The following is a 24,231-nucleotide window of genomic DNA, read 5'->3' on the forward strand; positions in this document are numbered from 1 at the left end:
GGCATCAGGAATCCCGGGAGTTCACTGGATAGGGATGAATTCAGTCAGGCCGCGGCGACGCAGCAGCTCCTTCACCCCGTCGCGCTCATCGTAGATGTAGGCCTGCGCGAGTAGGACGTTGAAGGTCTCGGCCAGGCTGGGATCGTTGTCGTCGACAGGAATGGTGAGCAGCACGCCAGCCCCGGAGCCGATCAGCAGGCCGTTGGCCACGAAGACCGCGGTGCGTTTGTTGCCATCCTCGAAGGGCTGGGCTTTGGCCAGGGCGACGAACACATCGACAGCATCCTCTCGTACATTGCCGCCGTGAGTCGCGTGGTCGATCAGTGCCTGCAGCGCGTCATCGCTGAGCGCATCTGGGGTGTGTCGCCCGTAGGGCGTGGCCACACCGATCCCTTGGGCTTGGGTCCGCAGCTGGCCAGGGTGAAGGGCGCCGCTGCGGGTGATCGTGGCGTTGACCGCCCGGACGAACTCGGCATCGATCGCCGGCCCTGCGTGGTCGATGACGAATTGCGTGGCGTCGCGAAGGTCCTCCAGGAGCGCACGGTCAGCGCGCGAGAGACCATCGAGTCTCCCCGAGCGGAGGAAGTTTTCGGTCTCCAGCCGACCAACGGACAAGCCGTCGAACACCTTGCCGGCCGAATACACCACCGGTGCGAAGTCGGCGACGGAGAGAGCCACGTGATGCACCCCTTCCCTCTGACTCCAAAGATACTGTCCGCCAGTCTATTCAGACGCCGAGGACACCTTCAACGAACGGTTGTCAAGCTAACCAACGGCTGCGCGTTCAGCCTTTGCGGGTTCTTCCTCGGGGATCGGATTCAGGCGGAGATGCTGCTCGTTGTCGTCCTTCGGTCGCCACTGCGGGCAGAGCTCGGCACTGCCCCGCCGCAGGTCATGCCAGCGATAGATTGGCACGTCCAGGCTGGTGCGCGCCGCTATGCCGACCCGCGTCGCAACGCTGTAATCCGTTGCCGGAGATAGTCTTCCGGGACATCGACCTGCAAGGCGGCCATTGCTCGGCGTAGGCGTTGTGAATCGTCTGCGCATAAGTGGTCGACCGCGGCATTGAGGCACCGCACCACGGCGTCACCGTAAGCCCGGGCCGCTTTGGCGACTGCGGCGTCGAAGACGTCTATTGGCGCCTGCAGCATGGCCAGGTCGATGACGTCACGGTTCCACACCGATGGGTCGGCCCATCGGTCGGCGTTCGCGAGCAGCTTGCATGCCGCGGCATCCACCATCGCCAGTGTCCACACGCCGCACACGTGTTCATTGGCGGAGGGCATATCGAGTGCGAGGTGGCCTTCGAAGACGATCTCGAACTTCACCGCCTCGCCCTCCACCTCCAGGAAGGTCCGCAGCCCGTACTGGTCGGCACGCACCGGACGCAGAACACGAAGCTCGCAATCTCGCATCGTCAGACCGTTGACGCCGGCCTCGCCGGTGACCAGACGCCGCAGCTCTCGATAGCCGTCGACGTCGGACACGAGGAAGTCGATGTCGAGAGATTCGCGGTATTCGTCGCGTTGCAAGACGATGGCGGTTCCACCACCGAAGTAACAGCGGTGCCGTGCAAGGAGTTCGGCATCGAGGCACGTGAGGACTTGCTCGACGAGGCGGTGCCGGGGTCGCCTAAACAAGGAGCCGCCCTTCGTGGCCCGCCGCGCGCGTGAGGCGTTGGATGAGCTCCTGCTCATCGGCATTCAAGGCCTCTTGGTCCACGTGGCGCCAGTTCCGCTCATAGAGCGCCAAGGCCTCTTCGTCAGACAGCGTGACATCGTCCCGGAGATTCCAGGCAAGCGCCTTCAGTTGCGGATAGTCACGGACCTGGATCATGTTGTGGCCGCTCCGATCCGGCGGCGCAGTCGCTGCAATCGCCAATCCCAGTGAATGCGCAACCGCGGCGTACGCCCCGATGGTTACCGAGGCATTGCCGCGCTCAATACGGTGCAGCGTGACCCGCGAGACGCCGGCGGTCCTCGCCGCTTCAACCATGCTGTAGGCCAGCTCGGTCCGCCGACGCTTGATCGCGGCGCCGACCTCGGCGAGGTCAGTCGCCGCAGGTGGAATGACCCTGGGTGATGCCGCTGGCACGTTTCTCATTGTATACCGCTGAGCAACGCGGCAGGAGCCGAGAACTCTTAACGCGGCACACCCAAGGGCCACGCCGTAACCTGTCAACCATGGTTCGAGGGGGTGTACTTGGCGGCGGCCTTCTTGCGACTGCTGCGATCATCGCCGCTGTCGGCGGAAGGCTGCACGAAGGCAGCATCGGCCCGTCACTCACGCGCTACGCCGTGATCGCAGGCGTTCTCGGCGCCATCCTGTTGCTGATCGAAATTCTGGGCCGCCGGCACACCGATAGGCAGCCGCGCACTTACTTCTACGTGAGCGCCACCCGCATCCAAGACGGACAAGCACTGCTTATTACCGGCCCGTACGCCACCCGCGACCTGGCAGCAGGCGACATACAACGAGTTCGGGGCGAACTCGAGCGGCGAGGCCTCGGCCCGGAATATTCATGGGGCGTGTCAGAGAGCCCCGATCGGTTCGACGGGCGCCTGAACGCCGAGCTTGGTTTCCAGCCCGCCTGACCCACGACAGCGAACGGCGTGCGGCCGCCCGCCGGGACGGAACTTTACTTCCCGTACCCGACGGGCTGCGCGCCAACGGCGGGCTTCGACGTATCCAACGTGAGCTGCATCTTCTGCAACCAGGGCTGGACCAGCTCGGCCACAGATCCGCCCGCGTCGGAGCTGCGGATGGTGATACCCACCGCTACAGCGTCGCCGTCAGGCTCGATCAGGTAGACGGGCCCACCAGAGTCACCCTTCTCCGTCACGGCATCGAAATGGACCTTGCTCGCCGTCGGAGGCTCGACCACCGCGCCGCACTGGCGCCCGGTGGTCAATCCGTACTTGCACAGCACGTCGCCCACTCGGACAGACGTGGTAGCAACGCCCTCCACTGGCCGGCGGTCGAGCACGCGGGCATCACCTGGGATCGCGGCGTTGTCCAGAGCGACGACTCCGAAGTCGGCATCCTCGCCAATGCTGCCTTCGTGGACTGCCTGCTCGAAGGTGCCGATGGTCTCGTAGGCCCCGCTGGCGGTCCACTTCATGGCGACCTTGCCGCCCATGTCGCAGTGGCCGGCCGTCAACATCACCGGCTTGCCGGCGGCGTCGTGAGCGAGCCATCCCGCGGTGCAGGTATCACCACCAGTGGCGTCGGCGTTGTAGACGGCGAGGCCGGCACCTGGGGTGATCGCAGGCGACGGCGGCAACGGCGGGGCGGCAGCGGCCGGGGAGGCGAACACGACGGCGATCGCCGCCAGCACCGCAGAGATCGCGGGACTCTTCCTCAGCGGGGTCTTCATCGTCGTTGTCACCTCCTTCTGGTATTGCACTCAACTAACAACAAGTGTATCCGGCCACGCGTTCCCGGCATAGGTGCGTTTGCTCGTCGTAGCATGTAGCCAGGCGTTTCGGCCGTTCAAGCGGGTCGGACTTGGATCCTGGGGGTCTTGTTTTATGGCTGTGAGTAAAAGCGGCGGTGACTGCGCCAACGAGGTCATCGGTTCGAACTGGCCGACCGAGAACGAGGACTCCTACGCCGCCTACGCGACTGCACTGCTCGAGAAGGCTTCGCAGGCTCAGAAGGCGGCGCAGGCCAAGCAGGCCGAGCAGCAGTACGCGCAGTCCGAGACGAGCAGCCAGACGCTCGATGCGTTGGCCAAGGCCGCCGGCATGGACGCGGCGAAGCACATGCAGAGCGCCGAGGATTTCGCGAAGGCAGCGGGGTGGGCGAAGTACGCGGCGACGGCGATCAAGGCGGCGAAGCTGGCGATGAACGAAGCCGCTGCGGCTCATGAGGCGATCCACGCCATGCCGACCATCTCCGCGACAGCTGCGTCGAAGGGCGGCAAGGGGGCCACGCAGAAGGCCAAGGACGCCGACCTGGAGGAAAAGCAGAATCTCGTGGCCGACGCCAAGGGCTCCATGGACAGCGCCCTCGACGCCGCCGACCGCGCTGTCCAGGCCGACGCCATTCCCACACCCTTTGGCGGCACCCCTGCCATCCCCGAGGGGAGCGGAACGTCCGGCACTGATGCCGGGGGCGGTTCCGGCCTACCGGGTGACGCTCCCGTTGCGTCCGTGCCCGGCGGCGGTGCCGGTGCGCCCTCGGCGAGCGCTGGTGGCGGTGGTGAGGCCCCGGCCGCTCCGGCGGCGCCGGCGCTGCCTCCGTCGGTCTTCGCCGCGCCCGCGGCTCCGCCCGCCGGGCTGGGTGGTGACCCTGCGTCGGCGCTCGGGTCGTCGCCGGCAGCTTCTGCCGGTGAGGGTGCAGGCTCGGGCATGGGTTCCGGCATGGGTGGCATGCCAATGGGTGGCTCCCCCATGGGCATGGGTCAGATGCCGATGCAGCCGCCGCAGATGCCTCAAGGCGGCGGTGCCGGTGCTGGTGGTGGGCCCGTGGGTGAGGTCGCGAAGCCGGTGTCGGACATGGTGAGCAAGCTGGCCGGTAAGGACGGCGGTTCGGGTGGCGGAGTTCCGGTGTCGGAGCAGACCTTGGACAAGCTGTTGGCCGCTCAAGGCGGCGACGGTGGTGCTGGTGGTGACCAGCAGGCTCCCTCTGATGACGGTTCGGGCGACGGCAAGCCGGGTGACGGTAAGGGAGATCATCTCGACGGCGACCCGAAGAAGGGTGCGGCCGCGGGGACGCACGATCAGGTGACGGGTGTGCGGGCTCCGACGGATCCGTATTCGGCGTCGAACACGAACCCGGCGTTGAACAATCCGGCGGCATCTCATGGTGGTGCGCCGTCGCCGGCTGCGCCGGTGGTGACGGCTCCTCCGGTGGCGGTGTCGGCGCCGATGACGGAGCTGTCGGCTGATGACAATGCGCCGGCTGCTCCGGTGCAGCATGCGTCGGCTCAGGTGCAGCCGCCGACGGTGGAGAACGCCGGGTTGCACACGCACACGGCGGCTGCGGGGATCACGGGGCCGGGTGCTCCTGCTCCGGTGTCGCCGACGCCGAATCCTCAGGCCCAGGGCGGACTGCTCGGGGCGTATCCGGCGCCGGGTGGGATGCCGGGGCCGACGCCTCCGATGGGTGGAATGCCGATGATGCCCCCAATGGGCGGTATGGGCGCCGGTGGTGGCGCCGGTGGTGGTGGTTCGGTGTCGCCGGTGCTGGCGGCGGTGCCCGCCGCGATCGGCGGCGCGGTAGTGGCGCGCGATTCGCATCGGGAACCGCAGGGCGATGCGCCGGTGGAGCGGATTTTGGCGTTGCCGCCCGAGCACGGCACGGCGGAGAACCATTTGGCCGGGTTGGCGAAGGTGTTTCGGACGCGTGGTTGGGAGTCGGAGCGCATCGCGGTCGGTGTGTTCATGGATGGCACGGTGTTGCAGCCGCGGTTGCGGTACATCGTTGCGACCAGTGACGGCTTGTCGTTGATTCCGTTGGGTATCGCGACGCCTGCGGGTGTGGAGTTGTTGTCGCAGCAGCGGGTGCGCTCGAGCTTCGTCTCCGATTGGAGTGGCAACGATCATCCGGGGCGGAAGCTGGCGGCGCTGGCCAACGAGTACTCGCAAGAGGTTGGGCGGTTGGTCTATCTGGTGTCGACCGATTCTGATGCGGCGCAGTCGCCGGGACGTAGCGGCGAGGTGACCGAGGTGTACCAGACCGCGGCGGAGACGACCGGGTTGATTCGGGACAATCGGGCGACCTCGGCGGTCGCGCCGCGCACAGAAATCGTGCGGCGCTTGCCGATTCGCGAGGAGCAGGCTCAGGAGGCGTTGGCGGCGTTCGGTGCCGCGTGGGGTTTCCATGACGCCACCGCTGATGACCTGAACTCGTCGAGGGCGATGCTGTGGGCGGCGCGGTGGGGCCGCGCGCGGTCGCGTAGCGATGACTACCCGGCGTTGTTGGCGACGTACTTGTACGTGGAGGGGTTGGAGGCGTTGCGCGCTGGGCGGCTCGACGAGGCGGCGTATTCGGCGTCGTCGATGTTGTCGGTCGAACCTCTCGACGCCTGAATCGTCGTTGGCTAGCAACAGGTTTGGGTTGCGACGATGATCAACGAGTTGGTTGACTACGCGTATCGCGGGGCGTTCGCTGAGGTCCCGGCGGAGAGTCCGGATGTGATGCCATTGTTGCGGCGGCGGGCGGCGGTGTCCCGGTCGTGGTTGTTGCTGCCGGTGCTGTGGAAGGCGCGGCTGGGGACTCTGTCGGCTGGGTGGCGTGATGAGTTGCCGCGGCCCGAGGGACCGTTGGCGTGGGACGCGGCGGGCGCGGTGAATGAGTTGCGTCGGATGCCGATCGAGCCGTGGGAGCCTGGGCCGGTCGTCGGGGGTGAGGATCCGGCGCGGGTGTGGTTCTTGGAGATGTCGGCGGCCGCGGCCGGTGTGTGCGGGCATGCCGAGGGGGCGTTCGCGTACCGGTTGGTGAATCCTCGAGATCGGGTGGCGCGGCAGCCGGAGTTCGACATGTGGCGGTTGTCGCGCCTGGCCGGCGGGGCGGTGGCCGCAGCGGCGTACGAGTCAGCAGGTGGGCTGTTCACGCTCAGTGATCTGGCCGGCCTCGATAGTGGCGATCCGGATCCGATGACGCTGGGGCCCGACGTGCGTGCGTTGATCTACGCGCCGAGGCCGAGCTACTGGGGGGCCGCTCCGTCCGTTGAGCGGTAGCGAAAGGCGGCTGGTCTCGCGGGACATGCACAGCGCAGCGGCTCGTCGCATGGTTGCCGTGAGCGTGGGTCGCGAGCCGTTGATCCTCGAACTCCAGACTTATGTCACGCATTCCCGTGACAGCGTGTCGCAATCGTCACCCATTCCCGTGACAGATGGTAGGGTCCCCCGACATGCGCATAGGTCACCGTCCGAACCGGCCAGCCTCTGGGATCTCGTCAGAGCCGATTGCAGATGACCAGTATTGGCGTGAGGTCTCGGGGTGGTGGCGACGGGATCGCCACCTCACCAGCGAACGCTTCGCCGAACTCCTGGGCGTGAAGGGCGACGCGCTCCGGCAGTACCGCTCCCGGGAGAAGAACTTCCCGGCCCCGGTCGATCACATTGGCCGCCCGTGTTTCGCTCCGGCTGACGTGTACGTCTGGATCGATGCGGCACGACCGAAGCGTCGCATCATGATTCCGCGCCTGTTTCACGCCGGCGACAACCTGCAACCCGCGGTCTTCGTCGCGAGCGAAACCATGGAGCTACCCGCCGATTGCGGCCGAACCCAGACTTGGGTCATCCATCTCTGGCTGCCCGCTGATGCGCGCGGGACTGTCGCGGTGGCCTACGGCGAGCATCACACCGCGGATTCAGAAAACCGGGCCACTGAGCTCCTGGAGCGCCTGCCCAACGTGAGTGCTGTCGCGGTCGTCACCGATGCGTTGTGCCACTTCGCTGCCGCCGATTCCGTCGACGAGTCGTTTCAGCCCGAGATCGCTATCGCTGAGCGCCACGTCGGCACCTATCGCCACGGCTGGTTCGCTTTGGCCGCGCTGTTACGCGTGAATCTGCCGTGGTGGCCGGCGGGGTTGCGACGGCCCGGTGATATCGCCGCGTGGCGGCCGGGGGCGAGCCCGCAGGCAGTCCGGCCGACCATTCCGGGCCGTTTCGACGACTCGGTGCTCGGCGATCTGCTCAAAGAGAGTGAGCCGCAACAGGCTTCACAGTGTGCGTCGCTCGTCGAATCACTCAATCGGCGGATTGAAGGCGAGATCTACCGGACACCGCCAGTGGGTGCGGATGTGCCAGGAGGTGTCGAACGGCCTGGACTCGTGCAAGCTGCGCGGCCGTTCTACTCCGTCACCGAAGCCCCTCAACCGCTGCGCTGGTTCGAGGCCCGGGAGCTGCTCGGATTGTCGGGGGCCGCACACGCCACCAGGGCTGCCGCACGCGACGTCCTGCGTGGTCGCCCTGAGATGGAGGCCGCGGTGTCCTACACGATCAGAGCGCGGGCCGCTGACGGCCCGCTGGCGCAGGAGTGGATCTCGCGACTTGAGCCGTGTGAGGATCCACAGACGCTCGGTTCGGCCTTCGGCGAGATGATGATGACCGACGAGCAACGCGCGCAGCCGCGGACGTGGTGGAGGGACCCCGAGGACGGCAACTGTTGGATCGTGGAAACTCTGGACGGCACCTATCACGCGACGGTGGCCAGCCGGTGTGGGGCGGCGCATGGGCGGTTGACTGAGTTCGAGCTCGCCGAGAGTTGCAAGGCCGCTTTCTTTCGTGCGGACGGCTGGGTATGGCCAATGCCGGTTCCGGCCATGGGCGGCTACTACACCTGCGGGTACGAAGGCAGAGGACCATCCGAGCTGGCCCGGACTGTTGCGCTGCTTCGGCTTTCGGCGGACGTCGACCTGCGCGAGGCATCCTTACCAGTGGGGCCGCCGCCAGAGTTGGTGCGTTACATCGAGTCCCATCAGGCGCCGCTGAGCGTTTTCGCTGACGACATTCCTGGGTTGTAGGCGCGGCTCGGCCCGGCTCAGCTTGTACCGATTCGGTGTTTCATTCGTTGCCGTACGATCGCGCGCCGCGCCATAGCGAGGGCCGCGATCATGGGGCCTACGTGCGGTTCGGTGCCAGCGGTGCCGGCGCGAGAGAATGACGCCCCCGACACCAAAATGTGGTGGGCGGGGCGGCCGGTGGGTGTCATTCTGATGGGCCCTGTCCTGGTTCCTTCGACACCACCCCAATCGAGATGACCGATAGTTCTGAGAGAGTTGCCGCGCCCGACGTCAACGCGTGGTTGGGCGCCCTTGAGCCGTCCGCCCGGGCAGCGTTGGTCGCGCTCGGCGAGTTGTTGGCCGGTGCGCCGAGGACGGCGGGCCCGGAGAACGCTGAGCAGTTCACCGCTCGATGTCTGAGGGTCGCCAGTGCCGCGTCATTGGTCGACGAGAACCGCGAGTTGAATCCTGTTGCCCGTCTGACGGTCCCGTTGACGCTGGCCGAGCTGATCGAGACTCATAGCGGGCGGTGTGAGGTGGGGCCCGGCGAGCGGGCCTTGGCGCCGATGTGGACGCAGACCAGCGTTGGCGATGTCCGGTTTCGGCACCCGATGTGTTTGCGTGTGCACTTTCCGGCGGGAACTGTCCTGGAGTCGGCGGATTGCGTGGTGCACGTCGAGGCGCGGGAGACCGTCATGCGGACGGCTCAGGTGAGTGTGTTCGTACGGCCTGAACACCAGGAGCTGGCGCGTGGTGTGCTCGATCGGCTGCAGGAGCGGGGCAGCGCGTTGAACCCGTATCGCGGTCGAGTGGTGCGCGCACTGTATGACGGTGGACTTCGGTTGGAGGCGTTCGACCTGCCGGCCGGGCTGACCCGATCGAACGTCATCGTGCCCGATGCTGTCTGGACGGAGATGGACCTGGGTGTCGCCTCGGTGAGGGACCACCACGCGCGGTTGAAGGCGCTGGCCCTTGGGACGCGCCGGGGAGTTCTGCTGTGCGGGCCACCTGGGACTGGCAAGTCGGCCGTGTGTGCAGTCGTCGCGCGCGAGGTTGCCGGCGACTTCACCGTCATCTACGTCGAGGCGCGTGCTGGTGTGGCGGTGCTCTCTGATGTGGTTGAGGAGGCTCAGCGGATCGGGGGGCCTGTGCTGCTGGTTCTTGAGGATGTCGACTTGTGGTGCTTGGCTCGGCGAGCTGGCGGGATGGGTCTGTCGGAGTTGTTGCAGGCCATGGATATTGGTTCGGATGCGCGGATTCTGACGGTGGCGAGCACCAACGATGCGACGACGATGGACCGCGCGGCGATCCGTACGGGCCGGTTCGATTCGGTCGTCGAGGTGGGCTTCCCGGATGCCGTGCAGGCGGGGCGGATCCTGTCGGCGCTACTGCAGGACGTTCCGGGCGGTGATGGCGTCGACGTCGCCGCGGTGGCAGCCGCGCTGCCGGCGTCGACGAGCGGCAGCGATCTACGGGAGATCGTGCGCCGCGCGGTGCTGGTGGCCGGCGACACAACGGTGTCGACGGGGCAGTTGTTGAGCGAGGTGGGCAGTGGCCGTTACCAGGCGAGGCCGCCCGCCGGCGGGATGTATCTATAAGCGGGCCTTGACACTGCAGGGTTCGCGGGTGCGACGGTGCGGGACTGGTAGACAGGTAGCAGGACAGATGATGAGGGGGCTTGTCGTGGTTGATGTGTTGTCATGGCTGACGGGTCTGGCTGGGCTGGCTGCGGCCGTAGCGACGGTCCGGACGGCGATGTCCGTCGAGGACGCCGCAGCTCAACGGCGGCGAGCGATGGTCGTGGCCGCCGGCGTGGTGGTTTTGCTGGCGGCCACCACGGTGGCGATGGCGGCAACCGGACAGCAACCGACGATGTGGGCGTTGGCCGCAATGGTCGTGGGTCTGTTCGGTGAGGCTGCGGCCGTCATCGGAGTGGACGTCTTGAACCGCCGCGCGATGCGGTTCGCAGATCCTTCGACGACTCCCCCGAACACGCTGGACTAAAACGAGGTACCGGAAACGTGTCGCGCGCACCAGATAACGGCGCGCGAGGCTACCTTGGGGCTCTCCTTCCTTGGAGACCGGTGGGGCCGGAGAGACTGGTCGACACGCGCTATAAGGCCTGGCAGGGCCTGCGTGTCGTCCAGTCTCTTTTTTGGCGCTCGGGGCGAAGCCCCCACTTGTCGTAGTTGGTGCCGGGGGCCTGGCGGTGCGCGCTTATCGTGGGAGTTATGTCTGATCAGCGATGCCGGCCAGCGCTACGGCTCGTCAAAGGTTCAGCGTCGGAGTCAGCCGCCGTGTTCACGGTCAAGGACGTGGCGGACGCCTGCGGCCTACCGCAACCCGTTGTCGCGCAGTTGGTTCCGCGGACGTGGACTGCGGAGGGGTGGATGTACACCGGGGAGCAGGTTGAGGCCGCGGTGTCGATCGCCGAGGAGTTTCGGGCGCGGTCGGCCGACGGGAATGGCGGAGAGGTTCCGCCCTCACACGACGGACCCCAGTGTTGGTGAAGTCGAACCTTGGAGTGCGGGTAGGGAGTGCTGGCATCTCGACCACATCACCCCCGTCGGGCCGTTTCGTCACGTGACTGACGCGTAACGAGCTAGGTGTGCTTTACACGCTATTGATCATAGCTTCTCTATACCTGCTATGAGTGCTATACACGCTTTACGTGCTGTGCCGACGCTGCAGCTGGGCCGGGTGGCCATCGATCCTTGTCGGCCGTTCCTGGTCAACGCTGCGCCGGACCGGAGCCGTTCGGGGCGATGCTGGCCACGATGTCGTCGGCGACCGCCACCAGCTCATTCAAAAGGGACCAGACTTGACGTTCGTCGGAGTCGGACAAGTGCGACTTGGCGCGCAAGTCGTGCAGTTGGCCGCGTTGTTCGAACCAGTTGACGAGTAGGTTCGTCGGCACGTTCGCCATGACGGGATGCCTTGTCGTGGAGGCTATTTCGCGTTGATGTTGGTGATGCGCTGGCCGTGGCCTTGGTCGGTGCCCTCAAGCTGGTCGGCCAACTTCAGAAGGGCTTCGGCGTCGCCGGCGATGTTCTGGTGGAGCTGGCCCACGTTGGTGCCAACTTTCTGGGTGACCTGCGCGAGCGAGGCGAGTAGCGGTGAGAACACCGGGGCCGGGCCGCCGTCGACGGTGTTGGTCGAGGCCTCCTTCATTGCGGTGGCGTGGATGTCCTTGATGTCGGGAAGCAGCGCCTCGACGTCCTGGGCCACACTCTTGAGTTGCGCGGCCACCGATCGCAGGTTGTCGATGTCGGCCTTGATGTTGGTATTGGCGTCGGCCATGTGCGGTTCCCCTTTTTCGCAGTTCAGTCGGTGGTCAAGGTCGCGGTGGCAGAGGGAGATTGGGGCTCGGCGCGGCTGTGCCCTCTACGGTCTCGGTGGGCGGATTGAAAAGCTCGAGGTAGCTGATCCAGCGTGTCGCCGCGCCGATCACCAGCACCAAACCGAATAGCGATGTCAACGTGTGGCCGTCGATCCCGACCGCCGGGTAGGCCAGCGGTAGAACGGTCAGGTGCGGGTGCCCTGCTGGAGTCAAAAGGTTGAGCCACACCCAGAGGTTCGACACCGGTGACAGGTACGCCCCCAGGAACCACGCCACGATGCTGAGAGTGGCGGCGATGAGCCACCAGCGTCTCGCTTTGCGGGTCGTGTCCATGCACCGATTCTATCTGCGGCACAGGTCAATCTGGGTGATGCGGAAGTTTGGCCCTGCCAGTTTCAGGCGCGGCGCTCTTCGGCCGGTGCCGCATCGGGTGTCGCGAAGATCGTGTCCCCCGACCGGGATTTGGTACCCGATGAACTGCCCGCGCCAGCTCCATGCCCCATCATCGGCGACATACCGCCGCCACCGCCGCTGCCGCTCGGCCCCATCGATCCCACGGTCTCGATGGTCGGCCTGGCGGACACACCGGAGAACACTTGCTGGCTCTTCACCGGGCCTCCGGAGGCGCCCATGTAGGTCTGACCAAGCATTCCTCCGCCGAGGCCACCGCCGACGAAACCGCCGCCGGCGCCGGCGCCGCCAGCGTCACCGCCCGCCCCGGCCCCAGCCGATGTGGCGAGGCCGGTGAACGGGCTCGGCGCGCCGGGGCCCATCCCGAAGCCGGCGGCGTCTGTGGTGCTGCCGCCCATATTGCCGAGCAGCGATTGCAGGGGCTCCATGAGAGATTGGAGGGGCTGGGTCAGCGTGCTGGGGTTGGCGGCCTGCAATAATTGGCCTGGGGCACTTGCGAATTGGCCGACGCTGCTCATCATGCTCTGGGGGATTTCGCTGGCCGTTGAGCCAGCTTGGGTGGCGCCTTCTCCGGTCTGGCCAGCTGCCTGCGTGGCCGCGTCGGTGCCGTTGCTGATGGCCGATTCGGCTGCGGAGCGCACGGCGGATTCGCCCACTTGGCCCAGGGCGCCGGCCGCGTTGGCGAGCGGTGGTGGGGGGGTTACGGGCTTGGGAACGGTGGCGGCCTGAACTGCGGCGTCGTAGGTCATCATCGAGCCGCCGTTGTTGCCCCAGAATTCGCCGTACTGGGTGTTGAGGGCGAGAATGACGCCGCTATTGACGCCGAGGAAATTGGTGGCCTCGGCGATTGCCTCGCTGATGCGGTTCATGTTGACCACAGGGGTGGGGATCATGGTGCCAGTGGAGATGGCGAAGGCTTCGGCGACGGCGAGGCAGGAGAGTGCGTTGGCCGCTGCGTTGGCCTCCATGGTGGCTAGCCAGGTCATGAACGGAACGACTGCCGCCCCCATTGCCGTGGGGGCGAGGCCTTGCCAGTTGATTCCGAGTGCGGCCAGCTCGGCGGTCATGACGGCCATCGCCTCGCCGACAAGGGCGGCGAAGTCGGTCCACATGGTGGCCGAGGCGAGCCAGGTAGCGGGGCCCGCTCCGGTTTCTTGCCGGCCGGCGTTGACTTCGGGGATGTAGGCGCCCCACGGTTCGGTCATCGCTGCACCTGATCGTCTTGGTTAGCTGATGCGGTCATCGGTGTCGGGTCGGAGACGATGGCGCGGCCTGCGGTGGCGTGGGTGTCGAGCAGCTTCCGGGTCGGATTTATCTCGGGCGGGCAGTGCTCCCAGGATGCAGCCACCGTGCTTCTCTCCTCATCCCCTTGGCGTCGATTGGCCCAGCGTTGCGCTCGTACCCAGCCCTGCGGGGTCCGGGCACGGCGTGGTGAGACGAGCCCTAGATGGCGCGGGCGCTGCCGAGGTCGGTGGCCACGGTGCTGGCGGACGCGGCCTGGATGGTCGTGCTCAGCTCCATCATCTGCTCGATGCCGGCGTTGAATGCGGCGGCGAACTGAGCCGCATTCATCTGCTGCTTGGCCATGGCCAGCGCTGAGGCGCCTTCATTGCCTGCGGGGACGACGCTGGCTGCGACACCGCTGTTGGCTGCGCCCATCGCGGCGAGCTGGGCTTGGATGCCCTGCAGCACTGCGACAGATCCGGCCATCGCTGGCACACTGCCGATTCCGACAATTCCGCTCATTGTGGATTCACCTTTCCCCCGGGCTGGATAGCAAACTTGAGTTCAAGAATAGCGGATCGTGGCAAGGGTGCCACCCGCAAGTTTCGCGTGGTCGGCGTCTCGTTTCCCATGGGTTTTTCACCGCAGCGTGATGTCATCAGGGTTGGCTCTTGCGAGTCCGCGACGCAGGGCAGCTACCGCCTCGGTCATGGCCGCCGGGGTGGCTGGTTCGTAGTTGATCCACTGACGGCCGTCCAAACCGCGGGACGGGTAACTGACCACGACCCCACCAGGCTCGCCGACGAAGAACATGACACCCATGGAGTTCCGATACACGGTCTGCTTGCCCTGGGGGGCGCGGCGGGAGATGGTGATCTGCGAGACGGCGACGTTGTCTTGGGCCAGCAGCTCGGCAAGCCCCCTCACGGTGGTACGGGCCATGCCGGCGTCGCGCAGGCCGTCGCGAGTGGTTTCGAGGACGTCCTCGGTGTCGTCGGTGCGGTCGCGCTTGAGTGCTTCGGCGGCGGTGGCCGGGATGGAAATCCGTTCCATCGGGTAGGGCTTCCACTGCTTCTGCGGGTCGAGGATGGCCATGATGATCTGGCCGACCGCCTCGTTGCGGTGCTCGTCGGTGTTACTCCGTGCGCGGTCGGTCGCCAAAGCGAGTTGCCCCGCCGCCAGTGTCGCTGTGGTGAAGGTGCCTTCGCGGTATCCGATGAGAAAGCTGGCGCGGGGCACGTCTCTGATCGCGTACTGGACCCCGTACTGCAGGAATTCGTCGGGGAGATCGGAGACGATTTCCTTGCGCTGGTTGTAGAGCAGCACGATGCCCCACACGGCCCACTCATAGCCGACGAGGCCGGCGAAGTACTCCTGGGCCGGTTCGGTCAGTTCGTTGGTGGACGGGTCCACGATGTTCCAGCGCTTGAGATCCTCGTCGACGCTGGGTCCGAGGTCGAACACCGGCATGGGGCCCAGCTCGATCGGCAACTCGTTGATGAGGCCCCGCTGGTAGAGGGCGATGAGGTGACGTTGGTCGAACACGTCGGCTGCCACGTCGACCTCCCCTCGAAACGCACGGTCACCGCCCCGGAATCACGGCCAACACGACACGCATAAACCCGCCTAATGTACGGCGAAGTTTACCGTTGAGCGATGCAAACTTCGCTCATCCGCGTGGCACGCGCTGGTGTTTCTGCCGCCAGACGCGGCGCGCCGGCAGCAGTGATGGCCATGCTGAAGACCCGTCGCGGGGCTGCGCGGCGCCGATGGCTGCTGCTGGCTGCGGCGGTGGTGGTCGCGGCTGGATTCTTGGTGGCAGGGGCGCTCGCTCAGTTCCCCATCACCGTCGCCGATACCGCGACGACGTGGATCTTCGGCGGGCGGGGCGGGGATGGCCAGCCGCAAGTTCCGGCGATCTGCGCCACTCCCCCGACCCCGACAGCCGCGCAGGTTGCCGACAGCGCATCGGTGCCGGGGGCCGATGAAACGGCGCCTGCACCGGCGCCGCCGCCGCCGGCGCTGGATAGCGACGGGAGGCCCACGCCCGAAGCGCAAGCCGTGATCGAGCGCATCCCCGCCGGCGCCGACGTCACCGTCGCTCAAGGCTGGATACTGTTTGGGCTCGCGCACCCCAACGACGCCAGCGTCGACTTTCCGTCCTTCGCGCAACGTTTCGAGCAGACCGCGGGGACGCTGAGCGCTCAAGCCACGGCCTTGGACACGGTGACGACCATGGACCCGGCCGCTGACTACTCCCCCTACCTGCTGTTCTCCCAGGCCGGCGCGTACCAGATGATGAAGCAGGGGTCAGCGTCGGCCACCGCTGAGCAGCGCGACGAACTGATCGAAGCGGTCGGTGTGACGTGCGAGAGTCGGGCCCGATGACCGGTCGGCCAACTAGGATTGAATCCATGCCGGAATACGTTCGCGTCGAGCGCAGTGGGCCGGCCATCCGCGCCGCGCTCGCCGAAGCCTCGCCTGATGAGCTGCCGGAATTCGAGGCCGAGTTCCGGATCGCGCTCGCCGAGGCCGATGATGACTTCGACCTATCCCGCGTGACTGCGGTGCTCGACCGGTGGTGGGGACGCGCCCATCTCCGTCTCAACCCACCAACTCCAGAGGAGCGGGCTGTCGTAGAGCAGGTCGCCCGCGGTGACTTTCGCGGGCTCAGTTCGACGCCGTGATCTTTCATCTGATCTCCGGCGTGCCTTCGATACGAAGTTTGCGCTGATCCTTGACGATCCGAAAGCGTACGGGGCGTACGACAAACAGACGGATCAGTGGACTGCGGAGTTCGCCGAAGGGCGTGGCCTTGTCACCTACGCCGTGAACGATCAATACGTGAAGGTGATAGTCCTTCGCATCGTCGACTTTTCGTGATTCTCGGCGCTCCGCACAGCGTGGCTTTAACCGCGGCTGCCGCTCGATCCTGACGCTATCGCTGCTCGCTGGCGGGAGGTGCGGTGATGGTTGTCGATGGCGCTGTAAGCGGGGCTTGGCCCGCGGCGCTCGAACCCCCGGCCGCCGGGGTGCCGGAGCTGCCTGTGGGCGATGCGCCGGGGGTTCCCGCGGGTGCCACTGTGGCCGGCTCCGAACCTGCCTCGGTGCCCGGAGGCGGGGTGGCGGCCGGTGTGCCTGCGCTGCCCGGGATGGGGGTTCCTTGGCTTCCGGGGGCGACGGGTGTGCCGCTGCTGCCTTGGGTGATGGGGGTTCCCTGGCTTCCGGGGGTGCCGGTGGAGGCCGGGGTTGCTGCGGCTGCAGCGCCTGGGGCTGGCGCGGTGGGTGTGGCCTCAGCAGCGGCGGCGGGGGCTCCGCCGGCCGACGACGACCGTGTAGGCGATCCTGGGTCGTACGGTGTGGGTCGCGGCGAGTTGGAGGACTGTTGCACCCATACGGCGAGATCGGGGCCGCCTGCGTTGTAGAGCACGCTGTCCGGGGTGTCTCCGGTCACGTCGAAGTACACCTTGCCTGTGGTCTGTTGCCCTTCGGCGAGCGGGGCCGGGTTGACTCCTTGGGGTGTGGCGACGCCGAACAGGACCCGGTAGGTCTGGCCGCTGCGGGCGCGGGCGTTGAGGTTGGAGACGACTGGCTGGACGGTGCCGCGCACTGCGGTGTCTGTAGCCGTTGCCTCCCAGAGGGTTCCGGTCACGGGGTAGGGGATGGCGTCTGTGCTGGGCTTGAGGTCTGTGATTGTCCAGGCCTGCACGATGTCGCCGTTGGCCAATTGGGCTGGGCTGCCGAGGGAGTGGATCGCCGAGTCGTCGGCGGACGCTGCGGGCGCGAGTAGGGTGCTGAGCCACATTGTTGTGGATGCGGCGGTGATTGCGGCTCTTGTGGCTGTGTTCACGGTCGTCCTCATCGTGTTCGTGCCCTCAGGTTTGGGGGCCCCAGCGGATGTAGGTGGAAGGTTAACTGTCGCATGGATTTAGCGTTGCGGCGGCCGGGGTGGGGGTGTTGCGTGCCTGCCCCCACTAGGTGGCTCGGGCCGCGGCGGCGGGGGTGGTTGCCGGCGGGTTGGCCGTTCGGAAGGCCTGGGCAGCTCTGGACGCTTGGGCGTCTCAGTCCGCAGTGACGGTGTTGCGGCGACTGGCGTGCGCTTGGCGGGCTCGCGGCGTTGTGGGCGTGCCACGGTGAAGAAGGATTCCTCGGCCGTGGACACCGACCAGCGGTAGCGGATCTGCCCGGTGGGAGTGTGCAGGATGCATTCCTCTGGCCCGGCGACGATCGCGTAACCCGGCGCAGCGTCCGGTGCTGTGGTCGACCAGACGAGGCGCACCTGGTGGGCGTGGGTGGGGTCGGTGTAGGAGTTGTTGTCGCTGACGATGATGTCCGCGTCGCGATGGGTGCCGTAGGTGGCTCCGATGCGTGAGGCGAAGAGTTTCCATTCGTCGCCTGGCAGTGTGATGTCGATGCTGCGGCCGCTGGTGGAGAGCCAGACGAGGAGCTGCTGGCACATGACCGCGGGGCCGAATACGTAGAAGGGTTCAGAGCCGACGGTGAAGTTGACGAAGACCTGTGCGCGGTTCGCGGTGTGGCCGATGAAGGTGCCGATGCCGCCGGGAGCTAGCGGGATCGGGAACGGGGTGTCCTCGGCCAGCGTCTTGCCTGCGACGGCGGTGGTGCGGACCGTTTGGGCCAACGGTAGTGCTGCGGTGAAGATGTCGCCTTGTTGGCCGTGTTCGCGTCGAAGGCCGAGAGCGGTGACGGTGGACAGCGCGCTGGGATCGGCGGTGAGGAATCCGATGTACATCTCGGCGTGGTCGCGGCCGTCCCGTCGCCGTTCGAGTCGGACGATGTGCACCTGGCGGTGGGTGTTGAGTCGGCACCACTCGCGATAGTTGCCGGTGGTCCATGCGTTCGCCGCGGGCGTGAATGCGATGGCGCGCATGGAGTTTGGTCCGCAGGAGGACCAGTGTTCCTGAGCCAGTGCGGTGGTGAACTGCGGGGCGAGGTCGGCGTGGAGGTCCTGGAGAGCGGTCTTGGCGAGGATTTGGGTGTTCCAGCCGGCGTGGGCAACGCGGCGGCGGATGCGTTCGGCGGCGATTTTGACGGTGCGGCTGATCCCGGCGGGGATGTCGTCGGAGCCGCGGCGGGCGTAGACGCTGTCGAGTGAGTCTGAGAGGTTGACGCCGACTTCGATGAAGGTTCTTCCGTAAAGCAGGGCGTCGACGGGTCCGATGGCGGCTTGTAGGGCGGTCGCTGCTTGGCTGGGGCGCTCGTAGTTGTATCCGACGGTGACCGCGGTGACGGCGTCGCAGTGAATGTCGAACTGTACGAGTTCTTCTCGGATGTCGTCCATGGGAAGCGCTCGGATGACGGTTTCGCGGTCGGTCCCGATCACGGTCGTGGCGTATGCCTGTGGGAGGACCTCGATGTAGGCGGCGGCGCGGTCGCCGTCCCAAGTGAATCCGACGCCGTCTGCTTCGTAGATGGCGATGGTGTTGCGTGGGCTGCGGCGCAGGGTCAGGCGTCGGTGGATCCAACCGATGAGGGTGCGGGATCGGTAGGTGAGCACTCCGATCAGGAGGGTGACGAGCGCGACCGCGGCCCAGACCTCCCATAGGACAGGCGGTTTCAGGTCGAGCAGGGCTGTCGTCAGTACGGCGGCGATGCCGACGATGACGAGGAACATGATGTTGGGTGGGCCGAGTTCGACGCCGAGTCGACGGTCGTTTTTCATCGCGAGGTCCTCGTGGTCGGTGCGTACCGGTGACCGGGCGCCGTGGTCTCTGGCGGGGTGTGATGGACGTTGGCGGTCACGCGGGCTTCTTTCGGAAGGCGAAGATGGCCAGGGCAACGGTGATGAGGACCGCGGCACCGGCGGCCAGTGCGATGAAGGCGACGTTGCGGGCGGTGTGATCGGGGGTGGGTGGCGGTGTTGGGTTGGGGGCGTGGACGCTGGGCACTCCGGCAGCGATCGGGTCGCCGGGGGCGATTTGTGCGGTCAGCGCTGCGACTGGGTCGATGACGCCCGCTCCGAGGGTGTTGTTGAGGCCGTCGGCGGGGGTGTGCGCCGACGCGAGGATGCGGTTGATGACCTGGTGTGCGGTGAGTTCTGGGTGTTTTTCGCGGATCAGGGCTGCCAGGCCGGAGACGTAGGCGGTGGCGAAGGAGGTTCCGTTGACCGGGGTGGGCACGCTTTTGACGATCGCGGCGTTGGTGAGCGCTCCGGGGGTGGGCTCGGTTGGATCGAGGGAGACGATGTTCATTGCCGGTGCTGCGACTCCGACCCAGGGGCCTGGCATGGTGTTGACGTAGGGGTCGCCGGTCAATGTTGTTCCGGCTACGGACAAGACGAGGTCGGAGAAGTACGAGGGTAGCGAGACGCTGCGTACGCCTTCCCAGTTGCGGGGGTCCGCGGGGTTGGCGGGGTCGTAGCCTGGGTTGGGTTGGCAGGTCTGGCCGCCGATGTTGCCGGCGGCGGAGACGACCACGACGTTTTTCACTACGGCGGCGTAGTAGAGGGCACCGGCGAGCTCGCGGAGGTCGACGGGGCTGCCCGCGTCGACGCAGGCGGTGACGGACAGATTGATGACGGTGGCGCCGAGGTTGGCCGCGTGGACGATGGAGCGGGCCAGTGCGGAGAGGTTCGCTGCGGAGCGGTCGGCTTCTGACCAGCCTTGGGGTGGGTTGTCTTCGCTGTAGGCGGCGCTGGTTTGGCGGATGGACAGGATTTCGGCGCCGGGGGCGACGCCGACGAATCCGTCGTTGGGTGAGGGTGCCGAAGCGATGATCCCAGCGACGAGGGTGCCGTGGTGGTCGCAGTCGGAGAGGCCGTCGCCTCGAGCGATGTAGTCGCCGCCTCCCCGCAGGCGCGGCAGACGCGACACTGGTTGGACGCCGGAGTCGATGACGGCCACGACCTGGCCGTCACCGCGGGCGAAGTTGTGTAGCCCTTCGACGTCGAACACCGCGCTGGCGGGGATGGTTCGGAACTGCGACTCGGCCAGGACAGCGGACGTGGCGCACACGGATGTCTGTTTCATGGGTACGGCGGGCCCGGGGTCGCCGTCGGGTGGGGCGATGTCGACGGCGGGATCGATTTGGGGTGCGGGGATCGCGGCCGCTGGGGGTGCCAGCCCGATCCCGACGGGGATCAGGAGGGTCGCGGTGATCGCGGCCGTCCGCTGCAGTGCGCGCAGCATCAGCGCGCTCGGGCCTTCTGGAAGAGGTCCATGGCGAGGACCACGTAGACCAGCGGTGCGGCGTAGAGCAGCCATTCGATGCGTTCCAGGAGTCGGTTGACGACGGGGCTGACGATGCGGCGTTGCTGGATTGAGTAGACCGTGGCTATGAGCGTGCCGAGGACCAGGATGCCGACCACGATGGCGGCGCGCAGCTGATTGTCTGCGTATGCCGGGGATGCCAGCAGGCCTGCGCCGAAGGCGGCGAGTAGGAGGGCTGTGGCGACCAAGGTGATGCCTTGAAGGCGGGCGTCGTCGTAGCTCTTGCCGCGGTAGAGGAGCGCCAGTGCGGTGGTGAGCACGGCCGCGAAGATGATCCATTGGTGGTTGTCCATGGCTCGTCCTGCGAAGAAGCCGGTCGCACAGAGTGTTACGAGGGCGCCGGTGAGGATGCCGACGATGCAGTCGTAGGCGGTGAGTGTCTGCTGTTCCTGGTTGAGGATGGATTCGTTGGCGCGGCCATCGCGGGGCAGGTCGCCGGCGTCGAGATCGCCGGCTCGGTCGTTGCCTTTGACGTAGCTCTCACCGGTGGCGGGGACGTAGGGCAAGGAGATGCGTGCCAGTGCCAGGGAGATTCGGCCGCTGACCAAGATGGTGAGGAAGCACAGGGCGATCAGCTGTACGCCGAGGACGGCGGTGGGGCTACGGTAGGCCATGTTCAGAGCGGCGATGATGGTGACGGCGGCTGCGGCAGAGGCGATTCCGTAGTGCAGGCGGGCGTTGGCTCGGGTGATGACGGCCAGGGACACCGACAGGGTGAACAGGACGGCGCCGGCGGCGACGAGTTGGTAGATGCCTAGTGGTCGTGGGGTGATCAGAAGAGCGGCGGTGCCGGCGAGGACGTAGGTGATGGTGAGGAACGGCGCCACGATGGGCGTGTAACTGTCTTTGTCTGTTCTTACGACCACGATCGAAATGGCTGCTGCCAGTACGGCTCCGATGACCATGAGCGTGCAGACGACCAGTCGGGCGGTGAAGTTGGGTGTGGCGGTGGAGGTCCAGAAGATGGCCAGTGCGCATACGAACGCGACGACGGCGGGTGTGACGACGAGGGTGACGCGTTGGGAGACGCGGCCGTCCCAGGAGGGGAAGTGTTCGCGTAGCCAATAGGTGATCGCTTCGGCGACGTCGTCGATGAGGGGCGGGTACTTCTCGCCTGGGTCGAGTTTGACGAGCAGTAGGCGGGATCCGTCGCGGACCTTCTCGGCGTCGAGTGTCTTCTCGGGATCCAGCGGTTGGGTGTGGAAGGGGCGGCGAAGTGTCCAGTGGGCGTCTGGGTCGGCCAGCCAGCTCGCGTCTTTACCGACGCGTTCAAGTTCGTTGCGCAGGAACGGAATTAGTTCTGCCAGGCTGTCCCCGATGAGCATGTAGTTCGACATGGGCACGTCGATGACGTGCCCGGGGACGGTGATCTGGACCCGCGCTTCGGCTTGTGTGGTTGCCATGGAGTGGTGCTCGCTTCCCCCGGGAAAGTGATTGGTGTGGTTTGGTCGGCGCGGCGTGGTGACGAGGGCCTAGCTGTCGCCGTTGTCGTGTGGTGTGGCGTCGTTGGCGCTGTGGCGCTTGGTGCGGCCGGTGGCCGTTCGCCGCTTGGGGGCTTCGTGGCCCTGTGCGGCGAGGCCTTGCGGGGTGGCCCAGCCGGTGGCGAGCACTTCGTTGATCTTGTTGGCGTAGACCTCGCCGGCGTGGGCCTCTGCTTCCTGCGCCTCGGACACCCGGCGTTGGGCGTCCGCGAAGTTGTTGCGCAGCTGGTCGAGTTCGTTGAGGCCGGCGTTGACGATGTCGGCGATGCGCTCGCGGTCGGTGATCACGTTGGTTTCGGTCATGGTGGAACTCCCCTCGTACGCGGTGTGCGGTGTGGTGACGTCGGGCTATCGGCGGGTTGGTGGTTTTCAGGTGGGCGGCAGGCTGTCGACGAGCATGGCGGCGACCTTGACGAACTGGCGGCGGGTCGTCTTGTTGAGCAGATCGAGGTTGATCGGTCCGGCCTCGGCGAGGTGCTCGTCCCATGGGATTTCCAGCACCTCGTGTTGCTCGCTGTTGCGGAAGTGCGACACGGTGGCGTCGAGGTCCAGGTGCGGCTTGGCCGGGCTCTGGTGGTTGATCAACACCACTGTGCGCGTGAGCAATTCGTTGAGTTTGCGGGCTCGCAGCCAGTCCATGATGTCCTGGCTGGCTTCGGCGCTGTCTAGCGATGTTGCGGTGACAACGACGAGGGCGTCGAGGCTGCGCATGACGGTCTCATAGGCGGGTGAGGCTGCCGAGTGGTCCATGTCGACGATGGTGAACAAGTGCCCGGCTTGCAGAACCTCTAGTGCCCGCAGGTATTCCTCGGGGGTCAAGGCGGTCGCCAACGGTTCGCGGCTGGAGCCCAACACCGACAGGCGGTGGTGATTGGACTGCATGTGGGCCTTGACGTCATTGGCTGAGTACAGCTGCTCGTCGGCGACGAAACGCTTGATGTCGCTGATCTGGTCGCCGCGCACGCGACGGGCCAGGGATCCGCTGTGATCGGTGTCCAGGGCGACGACCTCGCCCTTCTGTCGGTGGGCGGCGATAGTGGAGGCGATGCTCATCGCGCAGACCGTCTTGCCGACACCGCCCTTGAGTGCGGCGAAGCCGATTGCTTTCGGGTAGCGCAGGACCTTGTTGATTTTGGAGATGTCGAGGTCGTACTCGACTTCGGCCGCGCTCTTGCCGACCGGGATGTGCATGCGGTGCAGCTTGGCGCGCCATCCCTGCTGCGGGCCTTCCTTGCGCTGGCTTTGCAGGGTGAAGGATCGGTCGGCGCCGCGGTCACCGGCCGGGGTGAACGGCGCGGGCTGGCGGGGGGTGGCGGTGAACCCTCCGCGGGGCGGCTGGCCGTAGCCAGCGTCGGGGCCGGGTCCGGGAGGTTGCGACGGGTAGCCGCCGTAGCTCTCTTGCGGGGGCGCGGCCGGTGTCTGCGGCGGACGGGGCCAGTCGCTACCCGGTGCGGGGTAGACGTCGCGGCGCTGCACGACCTCGGTGCGTTCGACGTCGGGGTGGGATTGGGCGCCGAAGCCTGCCGGTCGCTGCGGCCAGCTCGGCGGCGGCGGTGGGGTGAATTGCTGCGTGGGCCGCTGTGGTGAGACCGGTGAGATTGCCGGGCTGGGAGGCTGCGGTGGTCCGTAGTGCGTCGGCCGCGGCGGCAATCCCGGCGCCGGTGGCGGGGCGGTCTGCGGAGGGTTGCCCGCGGCGGGCGTGTCGGGAGTTGCGTGGCGCGGCGCGTCGGGGGTCGGGTGGTAGAGCGGAGGCACCGCGGTGCGGTTGGCCGGCGCGGGGTCGACGTTCGGCTGGAGCGCGGCGGCCGGGGTCTGGGTGTCGGGGTGTTCCGGTGCAGCGGGGTTGTGCGCTGGCGGTGGCGGTTCGTTGTCGGGGGCCGCCTGCGATTCCAGTGCCTGCCCCAGCGAGGGCGCTGCCTGTCCGGTGTCGGGCTGGTCGGGGGCGGCGGGCGGTGCAGGCGGTTGACTGCCCGGTTCGGCGGACCGGTTCTCGTTGGCGAAGCGATCCTGGGCGGCGCGCAGCGCGGCGCTGTCGAGTTCGCTGCTGTTGTATTTGGTCATTGTCCCTGTCCCCCGGCTGGCGCGGCGTCG

Annotated in this window: 25 protein-coding genes; 8 read left to right on the forward strand and 17 right to left on the reverse strand. The window is 66.8% G+C overall.

The genetic code is table 11. The features are described 5' to 3' along the window. Positions 1 to 21: 21 nt before the first annotated feature. The 3 genes from MCHLDSM_RS05040 to MCHLDSM_RS35700 all read right to left on the reverse strand — a co-directional run bounded on the left by MCHLDSM_RS05040 (position 22) and on the right by MCHLDSM_RS35700 (position 2,094). Complete coding sequence (locus MCHLDSM_RS05040) at positions 22 to 678, reverse strand: Fic family protein (RefSeq protein ID WP_053082912.1); 657 nt, start codon at positions 676 to 678, stop codon at positions 22 to 24. A 257-nt stretch (positions 679 to 935) separates the two neighbouring features. Next, positions 936 to 1,703: a nucleotidyl transferase AbiEii/AbiGii toxin family protein gene (locus MCHLDSM_RS05045; RefSeq protein WP_327083147.1), complete on the reverse strand. Its 768-nt coding sequence runs from the start codon at positions 1,701 to 1,703 to the stop codon at positions 936 to 938. Continuing rightward, on the reverse strand, positions 1,633 to 2,094 hold the full coding sequence (locus MCHLDSM_RS35700; protein ID WP_082168717.1) for a helix-turn-helix domain-containing protein: 462 nt from the start codon (positions 2,092 to 2,094) through the stop codon (positions 1,633 to 1,635). Before MCHLDSM_RS35700 ends, MCHLDSM_RS05045 begins: the two co-directional genes overlap by 71 nt. Positions 2,095 to 2,183: 89 nt before the next feature. Here MCHLDSM_RS35700 and MCHLDSM_RS05055 point away from each other — a divergent pair, with 89 nt between their 5' ends. Further along, a complete protein-coding gene (locus tag MCHLDSM_RS05055) occupies positions 2,184 to 2,594 on the forward strand; it encodes a hypothetical protein (protein WP_048469131.1) in 411 nt (136 codons plus the stop codon). Between the two features lie 44 nt (positions 2,595 to 2,638). Here the strand turns inward: MCHLDSM_RS05055 and MCHLDSM_RS05060 are convergent, their stop codons facing one another. After that, positions 2,639 to 3,376, reverse strand: a complete 738-nt coding sequence (locus tag MCHLDSM_RS05060; protein WP_048469233.1) for a S1 family peptidase — start codon at positions 3,374 to 3,376, stop codon at positions 2,639 to 2,641. 154 nt (positions 3,377 to 3,530) lie between these two features. On the opposite strand from MCHLDSM_RS05060, the gene MCHLDSM_RS05065 reads away from it, so the two are divergent. From MCHLDSM_RS05065 to MCHLDSM_RS05085, 5 genes are all read left to right on the forward strand, one after another. Next, positions 3,531 to 6,035: a hypothetical protein gene (locus MCHLDSM_RS05065; RefSeq protein WP_048469132.1), complete on the forward strand. Its 2,505-nt coding sequence runs from the start codon at positions 3,531 to 3,533 to the stop codon at positions 6,033 to 6,035. A 36-nt stretch (positions 6,036 to 6,071) separates the two neighbouring features. After that, complete coding sequence (locus tag MCHLDSM_RS05070) at positions 6,072 to 6,686, forward strand: hypothetical protein (protein WP_048469133.1); 615 nt, start codon at positions 6,072 to 6,074, stop codon at positions 6,684 to 6,686. Positions 6,687 to 7,003: 317 nt separating this feature from the next. Further along, complete coding sequence (locus tag MCHLDSM_RS05075; protein WP_060937630.1) at positions 7,004 to 8,476, forward strand: hypothetical protein; 1,473 nt, start codon at positions 7,004 to 7,006, stop codon at positions 8,474 to 8,476. A 419-nt stretch (positions 8,477 to 8,895) separates the two neighbouring features. Further along, complete coding sequence (locus MCHLDSM_RS05080; RefSeq protein WP_234713868.1) at positions 8,896 to 10,053, forward strand: AAA family ATPase; 1,158 nt, start codon at positions 8,896 to 8,898, stop codon at positions 10,051 to 10,053. A 70-nt stretch (positions 10,054 to 10,123) separates the two neighbouring features. Continuing rightward, on the forward strand, positions 10,124 to 10,459 hold the full coding sequence (locus tag MCHLDSM_RS05085) for a hypothetical protein (RefSeq protein ID WP_234713869.1): 336 nt from the start codon (positions 10,124 to 10,126) through the stop codon (positions 10,457 to 10,459). Positions 10,460 to 11,186: 727 nt separating this feature from the next. On the opposite strand, the gene MCHLDSM_RS05095 is transcribed toward MCHLDSM_RS05085, so the two are convergent. The 7 genes from MCHLDSM_RS05095 to MCHLDSM_RS05120 form a co-directional block, all read right to left on the reverse strand. Beyond that, positions 11,187 to 11,381, reverse strand: coding sequence for a hypothetical protein (locus MCHLDSM_RS05095; protein WP_048469138.1), 195 nt, complete (start codon positions 11,379 to 11,381; stop codon positions 11,187 to 11,189). A gap of 23 nt (positions 11,382 to 11,404) precedes the next feature. Next, entirely contained in the window at positions 11,405 to 11,755 is a 351-nt protein-coding gene (locus MCHLDSM_RS05100; RefSeq protein WP_048469139.1) for a hypothetical protein, read from the reverse strand. 34 nt (positions 11,756 to 11,789) lie between these two features. Further along, positions 11,790 to 12,128 (reverse strand): hypothetical protein, encoded by a 339-nt coding sequence (locus tag MCHLDSM_RS05105; protein ID WP_048469140.1) that lies wholly within the window; start codon positions 12,126 to 12,128, stop codon positions 11,790 to 11,792. A gap of 62 nt (positions 12,129 to 12,190) precedes the next feature. Then, the gene (locus tag MCHLDSM_RS05110; RefSeq protein WP_048469141.1) at positions 12,191 to 13,411 is read right to left on the reverse strand and encodes a PPE family protein; all 1,221 of its coding nucleotides are present in this window, start codon (positions 13,409 to 13,411) and stop codon (positions 12,191 to 12,193) included. Then, positions 13,408 to 13,554: a hypothetical protein gene (locus tag MCHLDSM_RS38045; RefSeq protein WP_156455030.1), complete on the reverse strand. Its 147-nt coding sequence runs from the start codon at positions 13,552 to 13,554 to the stop codon at positions 13,408 to 13,410. Before MCHLDSM_RS38045 ends, MCHLDSM_RS05110 begins: the two co-directional genes overlap by 4 nt. A 95-nt stretch (positions 13,555 to 13,649) precedes the next feature. Continuing rightward, positions 13,650 to 13,916: a hypothetical protein gene (locus tag MCHLDSM_RS05115; RefSeq protein WP_048469142.1), complete on the reverse strand. Its 267-nt coding sequence runs from the start codon at positions 13,914 to 13,916 to the stop codon at positions 13,650 to 13,652. A 153-nt stretch (positions 13,917 to 14,069) separates the two neighbouring features. After that, on the reverse strand, positions 14,070 to 14,987 hold the full coding sequence (locus MCHLDSM_RS05120) for an ESX secretion-associated protein EspG (protein ID WP_048469143.1): 918 nt from the start codon (positions 14,985 to 14,987) through the stop codon (positions 14,070 to 14,072). Between the two features lie 171 nt (positions 14,988 to 15,158). Between MCHLDSM_RS05120 and MCHLDSM_RS05125 the strand changes: the two genes are divergently transcribed. Continuing rightward, positions 15,159 to 15,818: a hypothetical protein gene (locus tag MCHLDSM_RS05125; protein ID WP_234713870.1), complete on the forward strand. Its 660-nt coding sequence runs from the start codon at positions 15,159 to 15,161 to the stop codon at positions 15,816 to 15,818. A gap of 26 nt (positions 15,819 to 15,844) precedes the next feature. Then, positions 15,845 to 16,117, forward strand: a complete 273-nt coding sequence (locus MCHLDSM_RS05130) for a DUF6247 family protein (RefSeq protein ID WP_048469145.1) — start codon at positions 15,845 to 15,847, stop codon at positions 16,115 to 16,117. Between the two features lie 251 nt (positions 16,118 to 16,368). Here the strand turns inward: MCHLDSM_RS05130 and MCHLDSM_RS35705 are convergent, their stop codons facing one another. The 6 genes from MCHLDSM_RS35705 to MCHLDSM_RS05160 form a co-directional block, all read right to left on the reverse strand. After that, on the reverse strand, positions 16,369 to 17,235 hold the full coding sequence (locus tag MCHLDSM_RS35705) for an MPT63 family protein (protein ID WP_234713871.1): 867 nt from the start codon (positions 17,233 to 17,235) through the stop codon (positions 16,369 to 16,371). Positions 17,236 to 17,358: 123 nt separating this feature from the next. Then, positions 17,359 to 19,113 (reverse strand): type VII secretion protein EccE, encoded by a 1,755-nt coding sequence (gene eccE, locus MCHLDSM_RS05140; RefSeq protein ID WP_048469147.1) that lies wholly within the window; start codon positions 19,111 to 19,113, stop codon positions 17,359 to 17,361. A 76-nt stretch (positions 19,114 to 19,189) separates the two neighbouring features. Further along, entirely contained in the window at positions 19,190 to 20,578 is a 1,389-nt protein-coding gene (mycP, locus tag MCHLDSM_RS05145; RefSeq protein ID WP_048469148.1) for a type VII secretion-associated serine protease mycosin, read from the reverse strand. Beyond that, on the reverse strand, positions 20,578 to 22,062 hold the full coding sequence (gene eccD, locus MCHLDSM_RS05150; RefSeq protein WP_048469149.1) for a type VII secretion integral membrane protein EccD: 1,485 nt from the start codon (positions 22,060 to 22,062) through the stop codon (positions 20,578 to 20,580). Before eccD ends, mycP begins: the two co-directional genes overlap by 1 nt. 69 nt (positions 22,063 to 22,131) lie before the next feature. Beyond that, complete coding sequence (locus MCHLDSM_RS05155; protein ID WP_048469150.1) at positions 22,132 to 22,443, reverse strand: hypothetical protein; 312 nt, start codon at positions 22,441 to 22,443, stop codon at positions 22,132 to 22,134. Positions 22,444 to 22,509: 66 nt separating this feature from the next. Continuing rightward, positions 22,510 to 24,201: a MinD/ParA family ATP-binding protein gene (locus MCHLDSM_RS05160; RefSeq protein WP_048469151.1), complete on the reverse strand. Its 1,692-nt coding sequence runs from the start codon at positions 24,199 to 24,201 to the stop codon at positions 22,510 to 22,512. Between the last annotated feature and the right edge of the window lie 30 nt (positions 24,202 to 24,231).

The sequence above is a fragment of the Mycolicibacterium chlorophenolicum genome (assembly GCF_001044235.1).
In the GTDB taxonomy this organism is placed as follows: Bacteria; Actinomycetota; Actinomycetes; order Mycobacteriales; family Mycobacteriaceae; genus Mycobacterium; species Mycobacterium chlorophenolicum.

Bases quoted from the DNA above. Each gene is read 5' to 3' on its own strand.
- MCHLDSM_RS05045 (WP_327083147.1), bottom strand. From the start codon at position 1,703: ATGCCGATGAGCAGGAGCTCATCCAACGCCTCACGCGCGCGGCGGGCC.
- MCHLDSM_RS05055 (WP_048469131.1), top strand. From the start codon at position 2,184: ATGGTTCGAGGGGGTGTACTTGGCGGCGGCCTTCTTGCGACTGCTGCG.
- MCHLDSM_RS05060 (WP_048469233.1), bottom strand. From the start codon at position 3,376: ATGAAGACCCCGCTGAGGAAGAGTCCCGCGATCTCTGCGGTGCTGGCG.
- MCHLDSM_RS05065 (WP_048469132.1), top strand. From the start codon at position 3,531: ATGGCTGTGAGTAAAAGCGGCGGTGACTGCGCCAACGAGGTCATCGGT.
- MCHLDSM_RS05070 (WP_048469133.1), top strand. From the start codon at position 6,072: ATGATCAACGAGTTGGTTGACTACGCGTATCGCGGGGCGTTCGCTGAG.
- MCHLDSM_RS05085 (WP_234713869.1), top strand. From the start codon at position 10,124: ATGAGGGGGCTTGTCGTGGTTGATGTGTTGTCATGGCTGACGGGTCTG.
- MCHLDSM_RS05095 (WP_048469138.1), bottom strand. From the start codon at position 11,381: ATGGCGAACGTGCCGACGAACCTACTCGTCAACTGGTTCGAACAACGC.
- MCHLDSM_RS05100 (WP_048469139.1), bottom strand. From the start codon at position 11,755: ATGGCCGACGCCAATACCAACATCAAGGCCGACATCGACAACCTGCGA.
- MCHLDSM_RS05105 (WP_048469140.1), bottom strand. From the start codon at position 12,128: ATGGACACGACCCGCAAAGCGAGACGCTGGTGGCTCATCGCCGCCACT.
- MCHLDSM_RS05110 (WP_048469141.1), bottom strand. From the start codon at position 13,411: ATGACCGAACCGTGGGGCGCCTACATCCCCGAAGTCAACGCCGGCCGG.
- MCHLDSM_RS05115 (WP_048469142.1), bottom strand. From the start codon at position 13,916: ATGGCCGGATCTGTCGCAGTGCTGCAGGGCATCCAAGCCCAGCTCGCC.
- MCHLDSM_RS05125 (WP_234713870.1), top strand. From the start codon at position 15,159: ATGGCCATGCTGAAGACCCGTCGCGGGGCTGCGCGGCGCCGATGGCTG.
- MCHLDSM_RS05130 (WP_048469145.1), top strand. From the start codon at position 15,845: ATGCCGGAATACGTTCGCGTCGAGCGCAGTGGGCCGGCCATCCGCGCC.
- MCHLDSM_RS35705 (WP_234713871.1), bottom strand. From the start codon at position 17,235: ATGTGGCTCAGCACCCTACTCGCGCCCGCAGCGTCCGCCGACGACTCG.
- eccE (WP_048469147.1), bottom strand. From the start codon at position 19,113: ATGAAAAACGACCGTCGACTCGGCGTCGAACTCGGCCCACCCAACATC.
- mycP (WP_048469148.1), bottom strand. From the start codon at position 20,578: ATGCTGCGCGCACTGCAGCGGACGGCCGCGATCACCGCGACCCTCCTG.
- eccD (WP_048469149.1), bottom strand. From the start codon at position 22,062: ATGGCAACCACACAAGCCGAAGCGCGGGTCCAGATCACCGTCCCCGGG.
- MCHLDSM_RS05155 (WP_048469150.1), bottom strand. From the start codon at position 22,443: ATGACCGAAACCAACGTGATCACCGACCGCGAGCGCATCGCCGACATC.
- MCHLDSM_RS05160 (WP_048469151.1), bottom strand. From the start codon at position 24,201: ATGACCAAATACAACAGCAGCGAACTCGACAGCGCCGCGCTGCGCGCC.